The sequence below is a fragment of the Paenibacillus jepli genome (assembly GCF_047238105.1).
Lineage (GTDB): Bacteria > Bacillota > Bacilli > Paenibacillales > Paenibacillaceae > Paenibacillus_D.
This window is the reverse complement of record NZ_JBDFMD010000001.1, coordinates 5,266,926-5,291,323: the sequence shown is the minus strand read 5'-3', so window position 1 is coordinate 5,291,323 and position 24,398 is coordinate 5,266,926. Positions and strand designations below refer to the sequence as shown.

The window sequence follows — 24,398 nt, the reverse complement described above, 5'->3', positions numbered from 1 at the left end:
CCAGGATACGACCCGGCACCGGCTATCGTGCTGGCGTGTACAGACACATATGCACCCGCTCGGTATCGGAGGCGCTGGACCAGGATTGAACATCAAAAACCTTCGGCGCTTCCGCTGCTGGATGCTGCACCATCACCCGGCTGACTTTCGGAATCCCGATATCATAACGGAGCCACAGCTCGGCAAACGAGGGACTTTCCCGGATGAGCTCGGCCACAACGGTTTCATACCAGAGATCGCCTGAATGCTGATCAACATACGTCCGAAATACCGACACGGCAAATTGCGCAAACACCTCCCAGTCCACAATCCGCTCGCGCAGACCTGGATGGGTGAACAGCAGGTTGATGAAAATGCGCTGCTCCGGCGGCAATTCACCAAAGTCAATTAGCCATTCGGCAACCCCGCGGTTCCAGACCAGCAGCTCGGTGCGGTCATTGGTAATGAAGGCAGGATAGGGAAAGGCATCGACCGTGCTCTGCAGCTTGTCCTGATGGACACCACCCGGGGTGGCACCCTCCTTCCCTTCACTGGGGTCCCACAGCTGGTACAAGTGTGCGCTCTCCTCCGTAGTCAGCTGAAGCGCCTTTGCCAGACTCCGTATGACCTCCACTGAAGCCGTGACGGACCGGCCTTGTTCAAGCCAGGTGTAGTAGGTGACGCTCACCCCTGCCAACATAGCCACCTCTTCTCTCCGCAGACCGGGCGTACGCCGTTGACTGCGGACCGGCGCGATGCCGGCTGACTCCGGTTTCAAGCGTTCCCTTCGCGATTTCAGATATTCACCCAGCTTTTTCGCTTTGCTGGTCGCAGCACTCATTTTTTCAACCACCTGCCTTCAAGTCTTTAAATATATAGGCTTTGAAGCCTTCACCCCTATAATGCTGGGTAATACCCATAACGCGCCTCCTCGCCACACTTGCATTATGATAAACTGATCTCATATGGGTATACTACAACATTAAGTTATCCGGTGCGACCGGACAAGCATGTGGGGAGGAGATTGGAGATGGACTGGATGTCAGCGATCGTAGAGGAGAAGATTCAGGAGGCGATGCGCAAGGGGGACTTTGACCGGCTGCCGGGCGCAGGCAAGCCGCTGAAGCTGGACGACGACGCGGCTGTCCCGCAGGAGCTGCGCGCAAGCTACAAGCTGCTCAAAAATGCCGGCGTACTCCCCGAGGAAATGCAGCTTCGCAAAGATATGGTCTCGCTGGAGCAGCTCCTCGCCTGCTGCCGGGATGACAGCGAGCGCGTGAAGCTGGACCGCGAGCTCTCGCTGAAACGGATGCGCTACCAGTCGCTGATGGAATCGCGGGGCTGGCAGACCGCCGCCGCTTTCGGTCCTTACGAGGAGAAGATCAGGCAGCGTCTGACTGAGCAGGAGCAAGACAAGGGCTAAGCTCCTTTCTACAGAGCACAAGCTGTACCGTGAAGCTCCCGCTCAATCCTTGTACGGATCAAACTCGTCCGCACCAGCCATGCATACGCCGATCGGCTTCAACACATGCAGCACCTCGATCGTCTCGCTATGGGCATCCAGTACTTCCTGCAGCTTGCAGTAGACAAACGGACTCTCGTCGGTACCGGCTCCCCTCAGCTCGACGCCGAAAGCGCGTACCGCCGATTCCATCTGCTCAGGTGTGATCTCGCCGCCGCTGCGGCTGCGGGTCTTCCAGTTCATCTTGCCCGCAGCCCGTGTCCGGCTCATGATCCGTCCGGCGCCATGCACCGTGCTGTAGTATGCATCGCGGTTCTCGGCGGTGTCCTGGCCCCGCACGATCACGGAGATATCGCCCATGCTGCCGCCGATGAAGCCCGTCTGCCCCGGCGCTGACGGCGTGGCGCCTTTGCGGACGACAACCGTTTCTCTGCCATCATGGGTTTCTTTCCAGGCGAAATTGTGATGGTTGTGCACTGTCAGGTCAGTGTCAGCGTCCAGGATCGACAGCACCGTCCGCATCACTTCGTCCCGGCCCGCATACGCATACCGGCCTGCCAGCTTCATCGCCCGATAGTACATGTCGCCCAGCTCGCTGCTCAGATCGAGCAGCACCGGCGGCTGATCCATCTGCTCTCCCGGCGCTTTGCCCAGAAATTCCCGCCCTGCCGCCAGATTGATAAACCCGCTTGCTGTTTTGTGACCGAAGCCCCGGCTGCCGAAGTGATTGGCCACCCATAGCCTGCCAGTCTCTGCTTCCTCGAACAGATCCACAAAATGATTGCCGCTTCCCACCGTACCTAATTGATTCTGCGCCAGCGTCTTCAGCTTGTCATGCTCCTGCTTGCCTACCGCTTTGTAGACATCCCAGTCCGGGTCATCGAACAGGTCGTGATCGACCTTCTCTTGATTGACCCTTCCCACGCCAAATGAAACCTTGCGGGCAATCGCATCCATGATCTGAGGCAGCTTCGGCTTGATATCCGCCGCCATCCGAGAGGTGCGGACCGCTTTGTTGCCGCAGGCGATGTCGTAGCCGACGCCTGAAGGCGAGATCTGGCCGTCGTAGACGACAACGCCGCCGATCGGCTGGCTGTAGCCTTTGTGATGATCCGCCATCAGCAGCGTTTGGACGACATTGCCGGTAGCCGCGCATGTTTGTGCCTGTGACAGCGCGCTGTCCTCGGGATGGCCCCAGACGCGCACGCCGTCGATGGTTTGATAAGCCATGGTTCGTACACTCCTCTTTTATGAAAACTATTCGCTCCTCATGCCCACGACTCTTGCAGCACTTCGCGGAACAACGCGTCCAACTGACTATCTTCTATCGTGACGTGTCCGCTCATCTTCGGAGCGACCTGTTCGTAATAAGCAATCTTCTCGTCTAGGAAATCGCTGATCGGCACGATCCGCGGCTCAATATCGAGTTCATCTCCGGTCATCTTGCGGGCCAGCAAGCCTTCGATGGCCGCTCTCAGACCGCTGTCTTCCGGAACCATAGCACGGACCAGCTGCTGGAAGGCGATTGGCGGCAGCGTACCGTACTGCTCGATCCAGCCGCAGGCCAACAGCGGCCGCAGTACATAAAAGTACTTTTTGATCTTTACCCGACCGCCCTGAAGATATGCCCGGTTGTTGCCCCTGGCCATGTGCAGATAGTGATACATGCAGGACTTCGGGGAAAATGCAGCCGGCGAGAGCCGGCGGATACGATCCGTGACAGCTTCGTTCGTCCGATAGACGATCGGCGATTGCAGCCATTCGAGCAGCGGCGGGTTGGATTTGCGCAGCAGGAGCAGCGCCTTGCCTAGATCCCAGCCGTTTATATCCAGCATGTCATTGATCGGACGCTCGATGACGTCGCGCTTCTCGAAGATCGACAGGTACCATTCGGGCTTGCGAATATAGATAAATCTTACGTCGTAGTCGCTGTCCCGGGACGGGAAGCCCCAGGCCCGGCTGCCCGACTCGCAGGCGTACAGTATGCGCACCTCTTCCTCTTGTTGGATGGCGGACAAGGCTGCCGCGATTTTTTGCTTCATCTCGTTCATGGGAGATCCCCTCTTTCCGTCGGCCAGCAGCCGTTCATTACGTCCTATTATCCCTTACCGGCAGGGATCCGTACATGGCGGAAGTATTACGAACCAGGCGTTTGGACACGCCAATCGCCCGCAACACCTTGGAGGGTGAGCGGGTGCGGGGGCTGATTTGGCGTCTATGGCGCTAGGTATTATGACCCCGGTTGCGGTCGCATGAACTGCGGCCGAAAACCAGCTTGTGCGTCAGGCGTCTCTGTCCAGTCGGGGAAGTGGAGCGCCTCCGCTCGCATGAGAAGAGGCGCTCCCATCTTACCTCACTTCTTACTGCTTGCGCCCGGCGCCATAAGCCGTTCCGTTATCGTATTGCTCCTGCCACTCCGGGGCGGCCGTACCCGGGATGCGGCCCTGCAGCAGCTGGTCATCGCAGGTCTCCATCCACGTCTTGACCTGCTCTCTTAGCTGCACCAGAATATCCTGATACTGCGGATCCCCGGCAAGGTTGTGCTGCTCCAGAGGGTCCATCTGCAGATCGTAGAGCTCTTCCGGCACATTCGGCTTGTAGTAAGCCTCCCTCACTTCAATCCCGGACAAACTGCGGTGGATATCCAGCGGGAGATAGACCGACGGGCCCTCTTCGAAGTTGCGGATATACTTGAAGCTGTCCGTCCGGATCGCCCGCATCGGATGATACTGATCATGCCAGGAGAGCTCAGCCATCATATGGTCCCGCGGCGGCGCGGCATCCCGCTGCTCCAGCAGCGGCAGGAAGCTGACGCCGTCCAATCCATTCGGCCCCTTGGCCCCCGCCACTTCCAGCAAGGTCGGCATCAGATCGACATTGCACAGCAGCTCGTCCGCCACCCTGCCTGCCGGCAGCATCCCCGGACAACGCATCAGCAGCGCCGTCTCCAGTCCCGCATCCAACAGCGTGCCCTTGGCTCGCGGGAAAGCAATGCCGTGGTCTGTCGTGAAGATGACCAGCGTATCCTCGCCAAGCCCCAGCTGATCCAGCGCTTCGATGATGCGTCCGACACCCGCATCGAGCGCTTTGGCCGAGCCATGCAGCAGCGCCAGCTCCTCGCGCACGCCCGGCGTATCGGGCAGGTAAGGCGGCGGGACGATCGCATGGGGCGGATCGGCCAGCGGCTCGTATTCATCAAACTCCCGGTGGGTCTCGAAGAATCCGACCGACGCAAAAAACGGCCGCTCTTGCTCCTCTCCAGCCTCTGCCGAAACCTGTCCCGCTCTCTCCTGAAGGAATGTCACTGCCTGCTCCGCCACATCCTTCGCCCGGTCGCCGGGTACAGGCAGTACAGTCTCATAACCCAGCTTGCCGGCAGACGTCGTGTTCGTTCCACCGGGTTCGCCGATCGTCTCATGACTGAAGCCGATGAGTGCCGTCTCGTAGCCCGCCTGTCCCAAGGCCATCGGCAGCGTGGTCACCTCAGGGTTGATGGAGAAGCCCAAGTGACTGAGCCCGATCATGCCGTGGTTTTGGGGATACAGTCCTGATAGGATGCTCCCTCTGCTCGGACTGCATTGGGGTGCCGGACAGAAGTAGTTATCGAACCGGACGCCTTCGGCCGCCAGCCGGTCGATCGCGGGGGTTGCCACCGCTTTGCCGTAACAGCCAAGATAACGTCCCGTGTCATGAGAGATCATAAGAAGTATATTTTTCTTGTGCATAGGTGTCATCCTCTCTTAGTCAACTATGTATGATGCAACCGGGGTTGTCGGCCTCGAGTGACGCCAATCCACCACTACATCCCCCCAATATGCCCAAAGCCGGGCCTTCTCATCCAGTCCAGGATGCACCTGAGATAGTATCGGAGAGAACGCAGGCTCACACCGGTCCTGCGAGACAACTCGCTGATGTGCATTTACCATCCTCCTTGTCTTGCTTCCTTACCATCATTCTAAACCATCACATCATGTGAAGGTCAATATACAACCACCCCCGCAAAAAAATGTGAATTATATCACATAATTCACTCAAGTTTTCCGATATGCTTGAGCCATACATCACACACGCACTTGCAACATCCAAGGAGGCAAATACCCATGCAAAGAGAAAAACTGGTCGTCATCGGCAACGGCATGGCTGGCATCAGCACAGTCGAACAAATCCTGAAGCTCACCTCCCGTTTCGACATCACTGTCATTGGCTCGGAGCCCTACCCCAATTACAACCGAATCATGCTGTCCTATGTACTCGAAGGCAGCAAAACGCTCCAGGACATCGTGCTAAACGACGTACAGTGGTATGAGGACCATAACATTACGCTGCACATGGGAACGACGGCAGCCCGGATCGACGCGGAAGCCCGCGAGGTCGTCACGGACCAAGGCGCACACATCCCCTATGAAAAGATAATTATCGCCACAGGCTCTAGCTCGTTTATCCTGCCCGTTCCGGGTCATGACAAGCAAGGCGTTGTCGGCTTCCGCGACATCGCAGACTGCGATGCGATGCTGGAGGCCGCACGCACCTACTCCAAGGCCGCCGTCATCGGCGGCGGGCTGCTCGGGCTCGAAGCGGCCAAGGGACTCGTCCAGCTCGGCATGGATGTGACGGTCGTCCATCTCATGGAGGATCTGATGGAGCGCCAGCTCGATCCGCAAGCAGCCGCGATGCTCAAAGCCGAGCTGGAGCGCCAGGGGATCAAGTTCAAGATGGGCGCCCAGACGAAGGAGCTGATCGGCGGGGAGCGCGTCACGGGTCTCCGGTTTGCCGATGACTCCGTGCTGGAAGCTGATTTTGTGGTCATGGCGGTTGGCATCAAGCCTAATATCGCTGTTGCCAAGGATAGCGGCATCGAGGTCAACCGCGGTATCGTCGTCGACGACTATATGCAGACCTCCCTCGACCAGGTGTACGCTGTCGGGGAGTGCGCAGAGCATCGCGGCCAATGTTACGGTCTGGTCGCCCCCCTGTTCGAACAAGGCATGATCCTCGCCAAGCATATCTGTGGTTCGGAGTGTGCGCCATACGAAGGCTCGGTCGTCTCCACCAAGCTGAAAATATCCGGCGTCGACGTCTTCTCGACAGGAGAATTTCTGGACCGCCCCGAACTCACGGTCATTGCGCATAAGGACGACTGGAAACGGACGTACAAGAAGATCCTGCTCCGAGAGGGCGTAATGGTCGGCGCCGTGCTCTTCGGCGATGTAAACGATTCGGCACAGCTCCAGAAGCTTGTCCGGCAGCGCGCAGTCATGACGGATGAGCTGTATGCTTCGCTGATGGGCACCGGCTGCGGCGGACACAGCAAGACGGCTGCAGTCGACGCGATGCCCGATGACGAGATCGTGTGCGGCTGTAATGGCGTCACCAAAGGCGCGATCGTCGAGGTCATCGAGAACCAAGGGCTGACCAGCGTAGACGAGATCAAGGCTTGCACGGGCGCTACCCGCTCTTGCGGCGGCTGCAAGCCGGTCGTGGAGCAGATCCTGCAGTACGTGCTTGGCGACGGGGTGACCAGCAGCGCCAAACAGGGCATCTGCGCCTGTACGCCGCTCAGCCGGGATGAGATTGTCGCTGAAATCCGCGAGAAAGGGCTGCAGACGAGCAAGGAAGTCATGAACGTGCTGGGATGGAAGCAGGCCGAGGGCTGCTCCAAATGCCGCCCTGCTGTCAACTATTACCTCGGCATGATCTATCCGGACACGCACGAGGACGAGCCGGAATCGCGCTTCGTCAACGAACGGATGAACGCCAACATTCAGAAGGACGGCACCTATACAGTGGTTCCCCGTATGTACGGCGGCGTGACGACGCCGGAGGATCTGAAGCGGATCGCCGACGTCTCGGTCAAATACGACGTCAAAGCTGTCAAGGTAACCGGCGGGCAGCGGCTCGACCTGATCGGGGTCAAAAAAGAAGACCTGCCGCTCGTCTGGGCTGAGCTGGATATGCCTTCGGGCTACGCTTACGCCAAGTCGCTGCGGACCGTCAAGACCTGTGTGGGCTCGCAGTTCTGCCGCTTCGGCACCCAGGATTCGATGGCGATGGGCGCGCTGCTGGAGCGCAAATATGAACGGCTGGATCTGCCGGCCAAATTCAAAATGGCGGTCAATGGCTGTCCTCGCAACTGCGCGGAAGCATGCACCAAGGATATCGGCATCGTCGGGAATGACGGCGGCTGGGAGATCTTCATCGGCGGCAACGGCGGTGTCAAGGCCCGCCTGGCCGACTCGCTCTGCAAAGTGAAGACGGACGAAGAGCTGATCGAGCTGTGCGGCGCGATTATGCAATACTACCGCGAGACCGGCAACTACCTAGAGCGCACATCGGAGTGGGTGGAGCGCCTGGGCCTCGCGCACATCCGGGCCGTCGTCGTAGAGGATCACCAGGAGCGCAAGGCCTTGATGGCCCGCATCGAGTTTGCCCTGACGCATGTCGAGGATCCATGGAGGAAAGCGCTCCGCGGCGCACAAGGTCAGCCCAAGCTGTTCCAGGGCATCGAGGTATCCGCTCAGCCCTAAGGCACCCCGGCAAAGTGGAGTTTACTTTTGAAGCACTCCGGTACTTGCGGGTCCCCGGCGTCTACACATTCGAATAAGGAGAGATACAAGCATGACAAATCAAACGCAAACCTATTATGCTGCGGGAAGCGTCCAGGAGTTCCTGCCTCAGCTCGGCCGCGTCGTGACCATCGGGGAGCAGGAGCTGGCCGTGTTCCGCACCTCCGACGGCTCGGTATTCGCCGCCGACAACCGCAATCCCCATCCGAAGGGCGGGCCGCTGGCCGAAGGCATCGTATCAGGGCACTATCTGTATGACCCGCTCTACGATTGGAAGATCGACCTCACTACCGGAGCGGTGCAGGCACCGGACCAAGGGCAGCTGCGCATGTATCCCGCCAAGGTCGAGCGGGGCAGCGTCTGGATCGCCATCTAATCGCCGTCTAAATGTCCTAATAGTCATCTAGTCCTATCAGGGGGAACCAACATGTATACACCTAATGTAGAAGGCATCATCGAATCGGCCGTGAAAAAGCGGGACGCCATGAACGCCAGCCTATCCCGCTATATGGTCTCCGCCCTGATGTCCGGCGCCTATGTCGGCCTCGGCATCGTCCTCATCTTCAGCATCGGCGCGCCGCTGCTGGCTGCTCAGTCACCTTACCAGACGATGCTCATGGGCATGTCCTTCGGACTTGCGCTGACGCTTGTCATCTTCGCCGGCTCCGAGCTGTTCACGGGCAACAACATGTTTTTTACGATAAGTACGCTAGCCGGACGCACCACGGCCAGAGATACCCTGAAGAATTGGGGTCTCGTCTTTCTCGGCAACCTGCTCGGTGCGGTGCTGCTCAGCCTGCTGATCGTTGCCAGCGGCCTCTTCAAGACGGCCGCGCCGGAGCATATCCTGTTCGTGGTCTCGGCCAAGAAGATGAGTGCTCCGGTCGTCGAGCTGTTTTTTCGGGGCATCCTTTGCAACTGGCTCGTCTGTCTGGCGATCTGGATGTCTGCCCGCACTAAGGAGGATATCGCCAAGCTGGTGCTGATCTGGTGGTGTCTGTTCGCCTTCATCGCCAGCGGCTACGAGCACAGCGTGGCCAATATGACGCTGCTCTCCCTGGCCTGGCTCCTGCCCGGCCACCCGGAGACGATCACGCTCGCAGGCTGGCTGCACAATATGATCCCCGTCACGCTCGGCAACATCGTCGGCGGTGCCGTATTTGTCGGCATGGCCTACTGGTATGTCTCTCCTGTACGCAAGAAGAAGGACGCCTGACGGCGTCCTTCTCGATTACTCATCCCTACCAAGGCGCTAGGCGAGACGGCAAGGGATCTACCGTCCATGCCATCCGATCGCATAACTGCTTCATCAGTTCAAGCTTCACGGATGCATACGACGGATCGTTCCACCGGTTCTCGGATTCCGTCGGATCCGCTTCCAAGTCATACAGCTCTCCGAGCTGCTCGCCGTGGTAGGCTACGAGCTTGTGCGTCTGGGTTCGGACCATCGTGGCGTAGGCCGCGCGCGAATTATGTTTGAAATTCGCATCGTAGAACTCGCAGTAGACATTCTCGCGTCCCGTATCCTCCGGCGCGCCGCCCGATAGATAGGGCCACAAGGACCTCCCTTGCATGCCCCCGTAATGTTCGATCTCCGCCGCTTCCAATAGCGTAGGTGCCAGATCCACGAGCTCCGTCAGCGCGGAAGTGCGTCGCCCCCCCGGGATCACCCCCGGCCAGGAGACGATGAACGGCACTTGGAGGGAACAGTCGTAGAAATGCGGGCCCTTCAGATACATACCGTGATCGCCGAGCAGTTCCCCGTGATCCGACATGAAGACGACGATGGTGTTCTCTCGTTGTCCGCTAGCCTCTAGCGATTGCAATATCCTGCCTACCTGCTCGTCGATCAGATCGACCATGGCCCAGTAAGAGGCCCGGAGTAGTCGATGATCCTCATCGGTCATCTCCGAGAATGAAAGATGACCCTTCATCCCGTAAGCTCCTTGATGGTCAATGCGTTGATAGTGCGGCTTCTCATCCAGCTCCCCTGCCCGATAATTGGGCAGTGGAATGTCCTCCAGCCGGTCGAGATATCGATCCAGATAAGCCTTTGGCGGATCGAACGGGTGATGCGGATCGAACATATTGCACAGAAAGAACCACGGTTGATCGTAATTGGCGTTTGTCTCCAAAAATTGAATCGCCTTCTCCGCACACCAGGTCGTCTGATGATCCTCCGCGTCGGGTCCCGTCTTTACGTGACGGGAGCCCTCCACATGTATCGCTTTGAACTTCTTCCCTTTGAGTTGCAACCATTGCGTGTATTCGTTCGTCGGCCAGTCGGAGTTCGGATGATGCGACCAGAAGAACTGATGGAAGCCGTCATCAATGCGTCTCTCCATCGATCTGGTGACTGATGGATGGCACGCGGACAGGTGAAGCTTCCCGGACAAGCCGCAAGTATATCCCTGATCTGCCAGTATTCTTGAGATGAGCTTCTCGTCTTCCGGAATGTTCTGGCCGTTCGCCCGGCAGCGCGTTGTCCGCGGATATCTGCCGGTCATAAAGCTGGAGCGGCTCGGCGTGCAGACCGGACTCTGGCAGAACGCCTTCTCGAACAGGACACCCTCCGCCGCGAGCCGGTCAAGATTTGGCGTATGCACCCAGTCGTTCCCGTAGCACCCCAAGGTGTCGTACCGCTGCTGATCTGTGCAAATCCACAAAATGTTTGGTCTTTGGTTCGCCATCGTTTTCTCCTTCGTCATGACTTATACTTGAGGTCGTACGCTTCTTGCTTGAGTTCCACGAATCGCTCGATGTTCAGATTCTCCAGCTGTTGCAGATAGCTGTCCCACTCCTTCTCGATATCGATATCGCCGGTAATCGCTCGGGTCATCGTCTCTACCACATAATCGGTAATCGTCTGCTGCAGATCTGCGATCTCGACTGCCTGCTCTTCGTTGAACGTCAACGGCGGCACGACCTGATCCTCCGCCGACGCATGAGGGAAGTACTTGGTCGTCGCTTCTTCGAAGAGCACCTGCGCCAGCTCCCCCTTGTTCACGACAAGCCCGGCACGCATCGGCGCGGGTTGTACCATCGGCCCCTGATTGGCCCAATATACGTTCTGGACGCCCGGGTACACCTGCAGCTTCATCCAAGTGCCCTGTTCTCCATTAAGTCCCAATTCACCCGGCTCCGCTTCTCTCCACTCTTCGCCAGGACGGCCGTTAATGCCGCGCATCGTGAATTCTTCCGTCATCATCATATCTCCCCACCGGTAGCAGACCGCAGGGTCCTCGCACGCAGAAGTCACGATAAATTGCCCTTGATGGATCGGGAATGGCTTATACGGCGTGATCTTCAACCCGTCCGGGCCCGTAAGCGGAGGAACCGTCTTATAGTCACTCCAGCGATCGCCGTTCAACATCACGACCTCGGTGACGACCCCTTTCGGGAAGGCGCCGAGAATCGGCACATCCGGATTTTCCGCAAGCCGCTTCAACTGCGTATTGTCTTGCGTGAATGATTCGGGCATCAACAGCCCCTCGCTATACAACCGATGGAGATATAGCAAGCCTTCTTTCCATTCGGGTTTGTTGAAGTTCACGTCCAATACGCCGTCGTTGATCAACAGATAGTTATTGTCATTTCCCTTTTCGTTTAGTATAAATGCATTCATCAGGAAGTCATCGATCTGGGCAAACCATCCGTTCGTCGACGCAGCCAGCGGAACTTCATCGGCAATGCCGTTGCCGTTCGGGTCTTGCGTCTTGAACGCTTTCAGGACTTCGTAGAACTCCTCCGTGGTTTCCGGCATCTCCAGCCCCAGCTTCTCCAGCCATGGCGTATAAATCCACATCCGCTGCGGTGTCATGCTGTGGGGATTCATATCCACTCTCGGAAGCCCATAGATATTGCCGTCCGGCGCCGTGATGACCTCTTCCGAGCCCGGCACGCTCTCGTACATTTGCTTCGCGCCGTAGCCGTAGGTATCGATCAGATCGTTCAGCGGCAGGAAGACGCCTTGCCCGCCGTATACCATCATCTTGGAAGGGGATACACCGAAGTTCAGAATAACATCCGGGTAATCTCCGCTGGCGAGTGCCAGATTCAAGATCTGTTCTCCGTCTGACGGCTGAGCGACCTCCCACTCTACTTCGATGTTGGTCTGCTCCTCCAGCCATTTGGAGTACTCATTGGTCTTGTAATCCTCCACATTGGGGTTGCCCAGCATGAGCACCTGGATCTTCGTCTTCTCTGCCACGATCGGAAGTTCCCCGGCAGGCGTCGCCTTGGAAGCGCTCTCGACTCCGTTCGAGTTATGGGTACCGGATGAGTTCGTTTGTCCGCCATCGGTTACCGTGCCGGATTCGGCATTGTCGGTGCATCCCGCCGCCATCAACGCAATGAGCGATAGCGTAGCGATCCACATGAGCTGTTTCAGTTTCATAATAAGACCCTCCTATGAATTATCCTTTCAAAGATCCGATCATCATACCCTTTACGAAAAAACGCTGCACGAACGGATACACGATCAAAATCGGCGCCGTTGCAATGACGATCGTCGAATATTTCAGCAATTCCCGCAGTCCGGCGAGATGAGCCGCACTCTCCGCATCCGCAAGCATCGCATCCTGGATCGAGTTCTGAATTAGAATGTTGCGCAGGATGATCTGCAGCGGCAGAAGCGCCTGGTCCCTCAAATAAATGAGTGCAAGAAAAAACTGATTCCAATGCCCGACCGCATAAAACAACGCGATAACTGCAATAATCGGTCCCGACAAAGGTAAAACGACCTTCCCCAAAAATTTGAAGTCATTGCACCCGTCCATCTGCGCAGCCTCCAGCAGCTCCTTGGGAATCGTCTGTTGAAAGTACGTGCGGGCGATGATCATATTCCAGATGCTCAGGGCGCCAGGAAGAATCAAGGCCCATCGGGTATCTAGCATTCCAAGATCCTTGACAAGCAAATAATTAGGAATCAACCCGCCGTTAAACATCATGGTAAATACAAAAACGAACATCAACAGGTTTTTCCCGTACAAATCCCTCCTGGACATCGGATAAGCTGCGAGAAGCGTGATGATAACGTTTACAAATGTCCCGGCTACAGTGTAAATCAGCGAGTTTAAAAACCCCGTTGCGATCTGGTTGCTCTTAAAGGCTGCTTTATACCCTTCCAGATTGGGTTCTACGGGCCATAGCCACACCTTTCCGGCAATGACGGCTTCCGTTGAACTGAAGGAAGCGCTGAGGATAAAGACAAGCGGATACAGCACGACGAGCAGAAGCAGGCCCATGAGAAAATAATTTACGATAGTGAAGATAAAGTCTCCCCGAGAGCCATGAATCCTTTGCCTTTTCAGGACAACCCCTCCTTTGCTCATGATGCCGCTGGTTACCAAAGGCTGGATTGCCCATACCTCCTCGCCGCCTGATTCACGCTAACGAGAAGAATCATGGCGATAGCGTTCTTGAACAATCCGATGGCAGCGGCGTAATCGAAATTTTGAACAGCCGACGTCAACCCGATCTTATAGACGTAGGTGTCGATGATCTCGGATGAACGAAGATTCAGATTGTTTTGCAACAGCAGCGCTTTCTCGAATCCCAGGTCCAAAATGTTGCCCATATTCAGGATGAGTATGATGATGGCGATCGGCAAGATGCCCGGTAGATCAATGTGCCATAATCGGCGGAGCTTGCTCGCCCCGTCCACTACCGCTGCTTCATGCAGCCCAGGATCGATACTTGCAAGCGCTGCCAAATAGATGATGCAGGCAAACCCCATGTTTTGCCAAACGTCGGACCACACATAAATCGATGAGAACCATTCTGCTTTGGCGAGGAAATTGATCGGCTCTATACCAACCAACCTCAGCAGGTTGTTGACCGCCCCCGTGCTTGGTGACAGGAATTGAATGATAATACCGGACATCACGACCACGGAGATGAAATGCGGCGCATACGTAACCATTTGCACCGTTTTCTTATACCACTTGCTCCCCACATAGTTCAATCCGAGCGCGAGCATGATCGGCAGCGGGAACGTCGCAGCCAATTGGTAGAGACTCAGAACAATCGTGTTGCCGAGCACTTCCTGGAATTTGGGATGGTTCAAGAATCGGATGAAGTGCTGCAGGCCGACCCACTCGCTTTCCCATATTCCTTTTGTAATAACGAACTTCTTAAAGGCGATCTGAGCCCCGTACATCGGGACGTAACGAAACACAACCAAGTACAACAAAGGCAAAGCCAACAACACATATAATTGCCAGCTTCTGATCAGCGACTTGACTGCCGGGAAGCGGTCCCTCAACTTCCGCGCGGTCATGCTCTTTGAGGCGACTGCCTTTTCCACAAGAAAACGACCTCCTTTCTTAAAGATTGCCTGCCGGAACAGCGCGAGCCGTTCACATGAGGCACCTTTTATGATAGGAGGAGCCTTCCTTGAAGGAAATGGGATATCCGCGCTTGACTGTGCAATCCATGACTAATCGGCATGTGCATTTCATGCTTGACTGTGAAAATCATGATGTGTTCAACATTTTTCGCTGTTACGAAAGGCAGTAGCGCTTAGTCCATAGCTTCGCTTGAACGCGCGGCCGAACGTGTTGGACGAATGGTAACCGCTCTCCTGTACAATATCGCTGACCGACATTTCGGTATGAAGCAGCAAATATTTCGCCCGCTCCATACGCAGCTTCTCTACGTATTCGGAGAAAGGAAGCCCGATATGTTCCTTAAAAAACCTGGACAAATACGATTCTGAAATTCGAAACCGGTCTGAGACGGACTTGAGTGAAATCTCCGGATCTGTGTATTCTTCTTGTACATAAACAATGATGCCTTCGATCAAGGCGGAATTACCTTGCTTCTTCCTCTCTGCCGAGATTTCCGCAACGGCCAGGAACATCTCGGCTAACTTCTCGAACGCAATCCGGCTTTCCTCCAATGACTCCACAGGCTCCAGGAATGACTCAAGGGAACGTTCAGTCCCAGCCACACCTTCCCCATGCACGATCTCAGGAAGCTTCAGCAAGCTGCCGATCATGTTGGAGATCAATAATTGCTGCATTCTCAAAGTTAATGCCCGTTGCACGAAATTTTCTGTGCGCAGCTCCTCCAGCAGGCTTTTGAGCGCATCCGTTTCTCCGGACTTCATGAATGTAAGCACCCGTTGCTCGGTATCCCCGGGGAAATAGTATTTATGCCGCTCCTTGGGCAATTCATCGTACCATACGATACCGTTGTCGAGATGCCATAGATTATAATTCAGAGCGAACTTCGCCTGCTCGTAAGATCTGGAGATGCCCTGCAGTGAATGCTGCAATGTACCGACGGCTATATAAGGGTGAAGATCAAAATATTCTGTCATCTCCTCTTGCACCTTCTTCAGAGCTTCGCCAACGAAATCTTGAAGCGGACTCCCCAAAGGCAGGCCGCCGGACAAGATGACAGCGATGATGTTATCCCCAATGTCGTGTACGCACAATTCTTCGCCGAACACGACAGCTATCGTTTCCCTCAGCCAGACCCGACTAACCTCGCGTTGCTTCAAACTTTTCTGATTGGCCATGCCCTCCTCGTGCCGAAGCTGGATCAGCACGACGACATTCCAATCGTTACGCAGCTTTACGCCGGTATGCTCCGCCATCACCTGAATCTCAGTTTCTGTCGCGAACTGTCCTTTAAGCAGATGCTCCACAAACGCCTCTCGTAGAAATGGCATCCGCTCTTCCACCTTGCGGCGCAGCGCCTCATGATGCAACGTCAGCAGACGTACGGGCTTCTCATGCCGATAAGCCATCACGACGGCTGCAGCAAGTCCCGCCGCGAGGAACAAGGCGGCGATGATCATCGTTATTTTTTTGACATAATTCACTTTCTCCAGAACGATATGCATAGGCTGAACGGCAACGTACTGCCATCCATTATAAGAAGAGGTCGTATGAGTAACCATCATCTCGCGTTCGCCGATCTCAAGCTTGCTGACGCCCTCGCTGCCCTCCAGCTCGACTAGAGCGGGCATGACGTCCCCCCCTTCCGAGATATAGCTGATCAATTGTCCGCTCTCATCGGCAATATAGGCCCAACCCTCGTGCGATAACTCGAGCCCCCGAAGCAAGTGCTGTACCTCCTGGTTATCGATCAGTATAACGGCCGCGCCGCTCGGTACGGGCGGCAAACCCAGCGAATGGATATAGGTCAACACCGATCTGACTTTACCGTCCATCCGTACTTCCGAAGCGGGGAGCACCTGATGCTGACGGAAATCGCCCATCATCTGCTGCCTCCACTCCTGATAAGTAAAGTCTGTATAAGTGACGTTGTGCTTATAGAAGCTGGGGAGCGACTCCGACAACGTCTTGTTGACGGCCAGATCGCTGAGATCGAACAATAAATAATAGGTCAGCAAAAATTGATTCGTGACCCTGTATTCGTATAACTGTTTTCGCATCTCGACAATTTTGAAGGTGTTGCCCCCTTCATACGGATGCCTGATCGAGGCGAAGTGAGACACCTTGGCATTCATCTCCAGCTGTGTTGCAATCGCCCCTAGCTCCTGCAGACGCATATCCAGTATCGTCCGGCTCTGCTCCAGGACAATCATATTGGTTTCTTCCATTTGCTTCTCGATCATGTCAGTCGTCTGCGCATACATAAACCAACCCACCAATAAGGCACAGAGTAAATAAACGACATAAGGAACGAAGAAACGAATCATGCTCTGCATCCCCCTACTAAAGCGTTGTCATAACGTTTGATTGTATATCAGCACTCCTTTCAAACGAAATGAAAAGTCGGTCCCCCGCTAGCGGAGGACCGACGACTATATCATTGTCTTACCCGTCAATCAGACCGGATCGTTGCAGCAGCCGCTGCATGATGGTCGCTACTTCCGCCCTTGTCATGAAGGCTTTTGGAGCGAGCATATCTCGGCTTCGGCCGGAGATGATCCCTGCGCCAACGCTGTCGCGGACGCCGGTGAGCGCCCACCCCGCTACCTCGCCGATATCGGAGAAGTCGGCCAGCAGCCGATCGGCGTCTTCATCCGCCGGTGCTCCCGTCAGTCCCGTTATCGCCATCGCCTTCGACATGATCAGCATCGCCTGCTCACGCGTGATCTTCTCATGCGGTCGGAAGGTGCCGTCTTCATAGCCGTGGATCAGACCGTAGGCATAAGCGGTCTGAACCGCGCTGGCGAACCAATCGGCAGGCTGCACGTCCGTGAAGGGACTCGGCCCTTCCTCCAGCCGAATCCCCAGGCCCCGAACCGCAATAGCTGCAAACTCGGCCCGGGTGATGTCGCGATCCGGGCTATACCGATCCGCTCCGGTTCCATTCACAATCAGGCGCCCGCCCATATCGCTCACCGCTTGGGCGGCCCAATGGTCCCGTGTATCCATGAATTCCACCGGATGCCATACGACAGCGTACACGCTGTTCGTCAGGCTGCGGAGCTGCGCATGGTACTTGCCATCAATCTCCACTAGCTTGGTAGGCACGTGACGTATCGTCCCGTCAGCTTCTACTACAACCCCGGTCGTGACCCGCTCGGTATCGATCTCCTCTGCAAGAGCCATCGTGCGCTCCACATAGGCTCCGAACCTCGACACATCTATCCTGTGATCGCCGTAAGCTGCGCTCACTTTGAAGTCCAACGGCTCAACGACCGGCGTCAGTCCCGCTCGCTCCAGCGAAGTCCGGACGGATGCGGCGTCTGCAGCCGATAACTCGGCCAGTTCAAGCTTGATCTGGATGTCCTGCAGGGCAATACCGGCCCCGAACTGCTCTGCCATCGCATCGATATTCACTTGCGCTGCCGGCAGCCTGTAGCTCGCTCTTTCTGTATGAACTTCGATCATGCCTTGCCTTGCTGCGATATCGCGGAAGAGCCGTCCGTTCAGTACGCCGATGATCACATCGCTGCCGCTCACCGCTGGAATCGTGACGACCGGCCGCTCGCCTTCGGTTTCGAGCAAGCGCTGCAGCTGTGCTTCGTCCAGTTCGACTGTCGTCACCCGTTGTCCATTCACTTCACTGGTCGTCGCCGCTCCTGCTTGCACCGGCACGCCATTCACGATAATCGTGTCATGCTCCGGCCCAGCAGGCGGCTGGGGAGGTGTATGGCCTCCATAGTAAGGCGGCTGGGGTGCTGGCGGCACCGGAGGCGTTACCTTATCTTCATAAGCCGGTTTCTCCCGGTCATACAGCTCTGCAATATCCTCAGCGAATAACGGCAATTCGTAGAGGCCCAGTTGACCGACCCGGCCTTCGAAATAAGCGGTGCTGGAATCTTCCCCAAACACGTCCATCTCCGAGCCAGCAGCGATCGTCGCCGTCCGGCTGCCCCGCTCAACATCGTAGAGCTCGGGGTTTCGTGAAGCCGGACTTGCCCCATCCTGATTGAGACTGGACTGCTTCGGCTGAAAGCCGGTCTGGACCTCGTCTGTCAGCACGCCGTCTATATACAGCTTCAACAGTCCCTCTTCATAGACGACGGTTACGAGACGCCAGTCTCCTGCTGCAAAGTCCGTACGGACGGTCTGCAGCACCTGCTCCTTGACGACGCCTGCGATGAGCTGGTTGTCCTCCAGCTTCAATGCCAGGCCGCCGTCATGGTTGCCTTCCTGATAGAGCATCTGGGCATCCCCGGTCTGATCTGCCTTGACCCACATCGAGACCGTCCGGTTGTAGAACGCCGGATCCAGATGCCCGAGCCTGATCGCATCGCCCGCTCCATCAAATTCGGCATAGCCCGACTCACCTGAACCGGGTCCGGCAAACGTCGGATTGCCAAGCACCTCGCCGTCGTGGCCGCGACCGGAGTCATCCTTGGCACCGCCCAGGAACGGGTAGCGAGACTCCAGAGAATAATGGTGGATCAGATTCCACATCTCCCGCGTGTCGATGATGGACATCCCGGCATGTCTGGCACGGAACGGGATCCGGAGATCCATGTGTTCTTCGGACCAGGCCGACGGGTCGGTGAGATCGGTCGTCGTTTTCAGTCCGAACTTGCCCGCCCACCAATAGTCGTACAACATATGCCAGCGTTCGCCGACTTTGAAGATCGAGGCGCCTTCCGTCCGGGACGGCGTCACGTAATCGCTGATGCGGCCGGGCTGCTCGTAAGATTCCGGATTTACGATTCCTTCAGCCGACCATGTCTGTCTATTTCTCATGCCGCCCTGATTTTCGTGAGTTTCATCCTTATAGAACATCATCCATACCTGATTGCCGGGGATGACTTGCTCGTCCGGAATACCCAGCTTTTCTCTGACTGTCTGGCCTTCGATGACTTCATCTGCATCCAGGGAATACATGCTCGCATCGATCGTTTTGTGATCCGGCGCGAAGAACACGTCGGCATCGCTGAACGTTTGCCAGTCTTTTGTCGTCATGTAATAATGCTTATTGTCTCCCGAGGCATAATTGCCTACAGTGGAAGACCAATAGATGACATATTCTTCATTCACAGGATCGTAGGACCATTCGGGCGCCCAGGAATTGAACACGACCTCGCCGCGGTCTTTATAAGCCTTCATGACATCCAGCATCTTGTAGTTGGTCCAATGAATCAAATCGGTCGATTCCGCATATCCCAGCATGCTGAATATCCCTTTGCTGTTCGGACCATTGACGGTTGCGCCCGTAAACATCAACCGCCAGATGCCATCCTCGCCTTGCGCAATAAACGGATCTCTGAGCGGATTGTCGAAGTCGGCTACCGGACGATTATTGTTCAGCTCGTACCATCTGAGCCCGTCTCTGCTGTAAGCCAAATGCAAGTATTCGTCCTTCTGTCCCGTCTGCGCAATATCCGAGCGGAAATACGACATCATATAAATAGGGGGACTATCCTGTTCCTCTTCGACGGTAATGGTGGCGGCGCCGATGATATCCCCTGCTTCAGTCGCTGCTTCAATGACCGTGCGGCCCGGTGCAAGCGTCGTCACCTTGCCCTGGTCATCAACGACAGCCACCGCCATGTTGTCGGAAGACCATTGCAAACGGGGGAGCATGGCATTCCCAGGTTCAGCCACTGTCGTCATGACATAATCGACGCCGACAGGCAGCGTGATCCGAACCGGACTCAGCCTGGCGCTTTGAAGCTCCGCAGCGGTGACGCTGATATCGACGTCTGCCGTGAACTCGCCATCGACCGTCGTTGCGGTTATCGTCGCCATCCCGGGCGATACCGCCGTCACATTCGCTCGCAGCGCCTCCGTAGAATCAATATGAACCACGGATGGCTCGCTGGACACCCAGATGAGCTCCGAGTTTGTCGTATTCACAGGAAGCAAGGAGGCGATCACGGTATGAGACTCGCCCAGATCAAGAGCGATCTCGCTCTCTCCGAACTGGATGCTTTCGGCCGGCACTTCGCCGATCGTCGGCACCACAACGGTGACGTATAGTCGCACATCATCGATCAGCCCTTCGAAGTGAGCCCCAGACACCGCGCCTCCGAACGCGTCCACCTCCGCCCGCCAGCCGATCGCTCCCACGTTTAACGCAGAGGCCACCACCGGGATGCCGGTATCTTTTTGCGCGGCCAGCACACCATCCAGATAGAGCTTGAAGTCCCCTTGGTCAAAGGTCACCAGCACATGATGCCAAGCCGAAGTATCGGTAAAATCCACCGACAGCACATGCCGGTTGGACGCGCTCACGACAGCTGCTTCAAGCTTGTTGTTGTTCAGCTGAATGGCCAGCCCGGCGACATTGCCGCCTCGTTCGAACAGCACCTGCCTCGTTATCGTCTTGTTGGCTTTGAACCACAAGGAGGCTGAATATTGGGAGAATTCATTTCTCAAAAACGTCCCGGACGGACCGTTAAGCGCAATGCGGTCGCTGGTCCCGTTCAATGAAATCGCGCCGCCGTCCACACCGCCATCAGGAAGCCAGGTGCCGTACGTGACAAAGGAATGACGATAGTTGCCCGAGCTATCCAGCGCAAAGAAGCTGCCCGGCTCCTCGTCCATTTTATACCAGGCCTCGAGTCCGGTATTCGGCATGCTGATCACGGCTTGCTCCACCTCCGGTGTCTCAGGCTCTTCTTCGTGGGAAGAATCATCCACAGATTTGATGCCGACATAGTCGACGCGGACGGTGATCGGATGGTCAGGTGCGACGTTGTTATTGCCGTACACGCCGATTTTGATATCCTCCATGTCAAGCGTTACGGGCTCTGCCGCTTGCACCCAGTTCCCTTCCGACCAATAATAGCTTGTATATTGATTGCCTGCCTTCCTGATTTTCAACTGGATCTGCAGACCTCCCGGATGATCGGTCATCCCTCCTCTGCTGTACGTCCCCTCCTTCTCATATCCTGTCTCTATGAGCTTGCTCTGGTTCCACACCTGACCTAGCTTATAGTAGTTGTCGGCATCCTGCATGACAATCAAACCGGCCTGTTGGTGGTTTCTCAGGATGGGCGCGTGCAGGCTGGCGACGATTTCGAAGTTCTCCGGCGCTTCGCGCAGGAACACGTTATTCAAGGTATTATTCGCCTGATAGAGATCGGTGGCCGTCGTCTGAAGGCTCAGATAACCCGGATGCTGGCTAAGACTCCATTTATCCGCGTCCTCCTGAAAAATCGTCCACTCCCCGTCAAGGGCAGGCGCATCAAAATGATCGACGGCAAACGCGGACAAGTCCGGATGTGCAGGGGGGATACGGTCGCTTGACAAGGCTGTGATCCTAATATTGTCGAAAGCCGCATTCCCGGCGGTGTTCCAGGCCCTTATCCCGAAGGTGCCGATAGCATGATCCTTGTCGGTGAACTTGAACTGGAACGTATCATTCAAATAAACATAATAAGTCGGGCCAAGTCCGACTACCTTCAACCGGTTCATGGCATTCGGCGTGACCTCGGCCGCATTCGCCCCCTCCAGACGATGAATCAGAGCGAACCTGCCGGTGCTTCCGTCGCGCGTCATCTTGCTGGCCGCCAGCGTCCCGTTTGAAGCAAAGCCGACGAAGTAGCCGCTCATCGTGTCTGCGCCCGCTCCGGGCTCTGTGACGCGGAAGACAAAGCCGCTATTTTGCAAGCTGTTATAAGGATTAATATCAGCTTCCATAATAAAGTGCTGCGGAGAGTGACCGGTCAAGTCGACCATCATCGCTTTGCTGCCGTCTGCCCGGTTCGCCACCAGCTGTCCCTCGGCTTCCGACCAGGTGCCGTTCGTCGTCTGGCCGGCATACCACTGCCAGGCACCGGGATCGAACGTGCTGAAGTCATCGCTCCATTCCATGCTGGTCTCTGCGATGACGTACAGCCCTTCGACCGGCTCGGAGCGCAAGCCCCCTTCCCCTTCGACATACGCCCGTATCTGCGTCACGTCCTCAATGAGGATGGGAGTGGCGTATGCCGGGGAGCCTGCATGAGGCTCGCTTCCGTCCAGCGTGTACCGAATGACGGCTTCTGGCGTATCCGTATGCAAGGACACGGTTTGCGGATGTTCATATACGCCGGGATCGATGTTAAATGTAGGCGCTTCCACAATTAAGCTGTCTGCTCGTGCCCCCATGGGCTGCAGCGTCATGAACACCATCAGAAAACTTAGCAAAACCGATCCGAATGCCCTTTTTTGTTTACTCAACCTTCTAACCTCCCCATATTTTAAAATCAGCGGGCCTGCATGTGGCAGTCCCGCTTCTTGTGCTGTCTGATCAGCCCAGATTAATGGCTCTTACCTGCTCCAGCGGCACCTTCGGCTCGCGGCCTTCGGTGAGCAAACCGTTGATCTCCTGCTGCACGTCGGTCACCTGTGTATAGCAATAGCCGACGATATAGTCGAGGGACCGGATCGCATGCGTAAGACCTGCAAAGCGTTCCATGAATGCTTCTGTCGAGGCCACCTGCTCCCCGTAGCCCCAGCCCTTGTCCGACTGGAATGCGATGCCGCCGAATTCGCTGATGATGATCGGCTGTCCCCGATAGCCGTATCCTTGCGCAAACGCATGCTTCCAGTGGTTGCAGCCCTTCTCTCCCGACAGGATTGCGTCCTTGTGGTCCTTGTAGCGGGCCAGGAAGCCTTCGCCGGTGGCGACATAATCATGCAGCGTGACGATATCCGACACTGTATGCTCCCAGCCGTCGTTGACGATGACCGGCCGGTGCGGATCATACGATTTGGTCAGATGGTAGATCCCTTCCGTGAATTGCTGCTGTCGCTTGTCATGTGCAATGTTGCCGATGCCCCACGATTCGTTGAACGGCACCCAAGTGATGATGCTGGGGTGGTTATACTGCTGCCTCAGAATCTCCATCCATTCCTTCATGAATGGTTCTACCGCACGGTCATGGAATTCGAATGTCGCCGCCATCTCCGACCAGACGAGCAAGCCTTTGACATCGCACCAATACAGGAAACGGGCATCCTCGATCTTCATATGCTTGCGTACGCCGTTGTAGCCCATCTGCAGGATCAGGTCGATATCCGTGATCAGCGCTTCTTCGTCGGGAGGCGTCAGATGACTGTCCGTCCAGTAGCCCTGGTCCAGGATCAGCCGTTGATAAAGCGGCGCGTTATTGAGCAGCACCTGGCCGTCTTTGATCGACACCTTGCGCATGCCGAAGTACGAGAGCGCCCGGTCGACGATCTGCCCTCCAGAAGTCAAGACGAACTCCACGTCATACAGATTGGGCCGGCCCGGCGTCCAGTACGCCCGCTTCCACGGTCCGTTCGCCTCGTGATGCAGATCGACCTCGACAGAGAGGCAGGGGCGGTCGATGGCCAGCGCAACTCGCTTGACCGGACGGTCCTTGAACGTCACGATCGCTTCCAGCAGCAGCTCGCTGCCCGGCGCGATCCCGTTCACCTCATAGTCGAACCGGACGGTATGCCGGTCCAGATCCGGCGTGATCTTGACCGCCTGTACATGCTGCTCGGCCACGTATTCCATCCATACAGTCTGCCAGATCCCCGTCGTCTGGACGTAGAAGCACTCGAAATTGTCCGCGGTCCAGCGCTGCTTGCCCCGGGGCTGATAGCAGCTGTCGCTGTCCGTCACCTTGACCGTAATCCGGTTCTCTGCGCCGTAGACGAGATAAGGCGTCATATCGACGGAGAACGCCGCGTACCCGCCTTGGTGCCCGCCTGCCAGCACGCCGTTTACCCAGACACGGGCTTCGTAATCGACGGCCTGGAAATGCAGAAGCGCCCGCTGCCCGGCCGCCTCCTCCGGCACGTCGATGGTCCGGCTGTACCAGACGCAAGGATGAAAATCCTCGATGCCGATGCCGCTCGCCTTGGTCTCGTAAGTGAAGGGGACGGTAATCTTGTGGGTTCCCTCAAACGTCTCCTGCCACTTTTCCAGCTCGCCTGTGCCCTCGTCATCGAACCGGAAGTCCCACGGCCCGTTCAGATTATGCCACTTCCCGCGGACCAGCTGCGGTCTGGGGTAGTCCTTGGTGTATGATTTGGTCGTCATGA

Annotated in this window: 16 protein-coding genes; 4 read left to right on the top strand and 12 right to left on the bottom strand. The window is 56.4% G+C overall.

Annotation, left to right across the window (positions count from 1 at the left end; translation table 11 throughout):
* Window positions 1-22: 22 nt before the first annotated feature.
* On the bottom strand, window positions 23-820 hold the full coding sequence (locus ABC336_RS22545) for a helix-turn-helix transcriptional regulator (RefSeq protein ID WP_413240781.1): 798 nt from the start codon (window positions 818-820) through the stop codon (window positions 23-25).
* 189 nt (window positions 821-1,009) lie between these two features.
* Between ABC336_RS22545 and ABC336_RS22540 the strand changes: the two genes are divergently transcribed.
* Window positions 1,010-1,402, top strand: a complete 393-nt coding sequence (locus ABC336_RS22540; protein WP_413240780.1) for a DnaJ family domain-containing protein — start codon at window positions 1,010-1,012, stop codon at window positions 1,400-1,402.
* 42 nt (window positions 1,403-1,444) lie between these two features.
* On the opposite strand, the gene ABC336_RS22535 is transcribed toward ABC336_RS22540, so the two are convergent.
* The 4 genes from ABC336_RS22535 to ABC336_RS22520 all read right to left on the bottom strand — a co-directional run bounded on the left by ABC336_RS22535 (window position 1,445) and on the right by ABC336_RS22520 (window position 5,360).
* Window positions 1,445-2,671 carry an RtcB family protein gene (locus tag ABC336_RS22535; RefSeq protein ID WP_413240779.1) on the bottom strand — a complete coding sequence of 409 codons (1,227 nt, stop codon included), beginning with the start codon at window positions 2,669-2,671 and terminating at the stop codon, window positions 1,445-1,447.
* 38 nt (window positions 2,672-2,709) lie between these two features.
* The gene (locus ABC336_RS22530) at window positions 2,710-3,492 is read right to left on the bottom strand and encodes a nucleotidyltransferase domain-containing protein (RefSeq protein ID WP_413240778.1); all 783 of its coding nucleotides are present in this window, start codon (window positions 3,490-3,492) and stop codon (window positions 2,710-2,712) included.
* Window positions 3,493-3,801: 309 nt separating this feature from the next.
* Window positions 3,802-5,166 (bottom strand): sulfatase family protein, encoded by a 1,365-nt coding sequence (locus tag ABC336_RS22525; RefSeq protein ID WP_413240777.1) that lies wholly within the window; start codon window positions 5,164-5,166, stop codon window positions 3,802-3,804.
* Between the two features lie 74 nt (window positions 5,167-5,240).
* A complete protein-coding gene (locus ABC336_RS22520; protein ID WP_413240776.1) occupies window positions 5,241-5,360 on the bottom strand; it encodes a MerR family transcriptional regulator in 120 nt (39 codons plus the stop codon).
* Between the two features lie 181 nt (window positions 5,361-5,541).
* Here ABC336_RS22520 and nirB point away from each other — a divergent pair, with 181 nt between their 5' ends.
* From nirB to ABC336_RS22505, 3 genes are all read left to right on the top strand, one after another.
* Entirely contained in the window at window positions 5,542-7,965 is a 2,424-nt protein-coding gene (nirB, locus tag ABC336_RS22515) for a nitrite reductase large subunit NirB (protein WP_413240775.1), read from the top strand.
* Window positions 7,966-8,056: 91 nt separating this feature from the next.
* Window positions 8,057-8,380, top strand: a complete 324-nt coding sequence (nirD, locus tag ABC336_RS22510; protein ID WP_413240774.1) for a nitrite reductase small subunit NirD — start codon at window positions 8,057-8,059, stop codon at window positions 8,378-8,380.
* Between the two features lie 51 nt (window positions 8,381-8,431).
* Complete coding sequence (locus ABC336_RS22505; RefSeq protein WP_413240773.1) at window positions 8,432-9,220, top strand: formate/nitrite transporter family protein; 789 nt, start codon at window positions 8,432-8,434, stop codon at window positions 9,218-9,220.
* A 25-nt stretch (window positions 9,221-9,245) separates the two neighbouring features.
* On the opposite strand, the gene ABC336_RS22500 is transcribed toward ABC336_RS22505, so the two are convergent.
* From ABC336_RS22500 to ABC336_RS22470, 7 genes are all read right to left on the bottom strand, one after another.
* Window positions 9,246-10,694: a sulfatase family protein gene (locus tag ABC336_RS22500; RefSeq protein ID WP_413240772.1), complete on the bottom strand. Its 1,449-nt coding sequence runs from the start codon at window positions 10,692-10,694 to the stop codon at window positions 9,246-9,248.
* Between the two features lie 14 nt (window positions 10,695-10,708).
* On the bottom strand, window positions 10,709-12,400 hold the full coding sequence (locus ABC336_RS22495) for an extracellular solute-binding protein (protein ID WP_413240771.1): 1,692 nt from the start codon (window positions 12,398-12,400) through the stop codon (window positions 10,709-10,711).
* Window positions 12,401-12,419: 19 nt separating this feature from the next.
* Complete coding sequence (locus tag ABC336_RS22490) at window positions 12,420-13,316, bottom strand: carbohydrate ABC transporter permease (RefSeq protein ID WP_413242576.1); 897 nt, start codon at window positions 13,314-13,316, stop codon at window positions 12,420-12,422.
* A gap of 32 nt (window positions 13,317-13,348) precedes the next feature.
* Window positions 13,349-14,311: an ABC transporter permease gene (locus ABC336_RS22485; protein ID WP_413240770.1), complete on the bottom strand. Its 963-nt coding sequence runs from the start codon at window positions 14,309-14,311 to the stop codon at window positions 13,349-13,351.
* A gap of 180 nt (window positions 14,312-14,491) precedes the next feature.
* On the bottom strand, window positions 14,492-16,678 hold the full coding sequence (locus ABC336_RS22480) for a helix-turn-helix domain-containing protein (protein WP_413240769.1): 2,187 nt from the start codon (window positions 16,676-16,678) through the stop codon (window positions 14,492-14,494).
* 118 nt (window positions 16,679-16,796) lie between these two features.
* Entirely contained in the window at window positions 16,797-22,562 is a 5,766-nt protein-coding gene (locus ABC336_RS22475) for an S-layer homology domain-containing protein (protein WP_413240768.1), read from the bottom strand.
* 70 nt (window positions 22,563-22,632) lie between these two features.
* Window positions 22,633-24,396 carry a glycoside hydrolase family 2 protein gene (locus ABC336_RS22470; RefSeq protein ID WP_413240767.1) on the bottom strand — a complete coding sequence of 588 codons (1,764 nt, stop codon included), beginning with the start codon at window positions 24,394-24,396 and terminating at the stop codon, window positions 22,633-22,635.
* Between the last annotated feature and the right edge of the window lie 2 nt (window positions 24,397-24,398).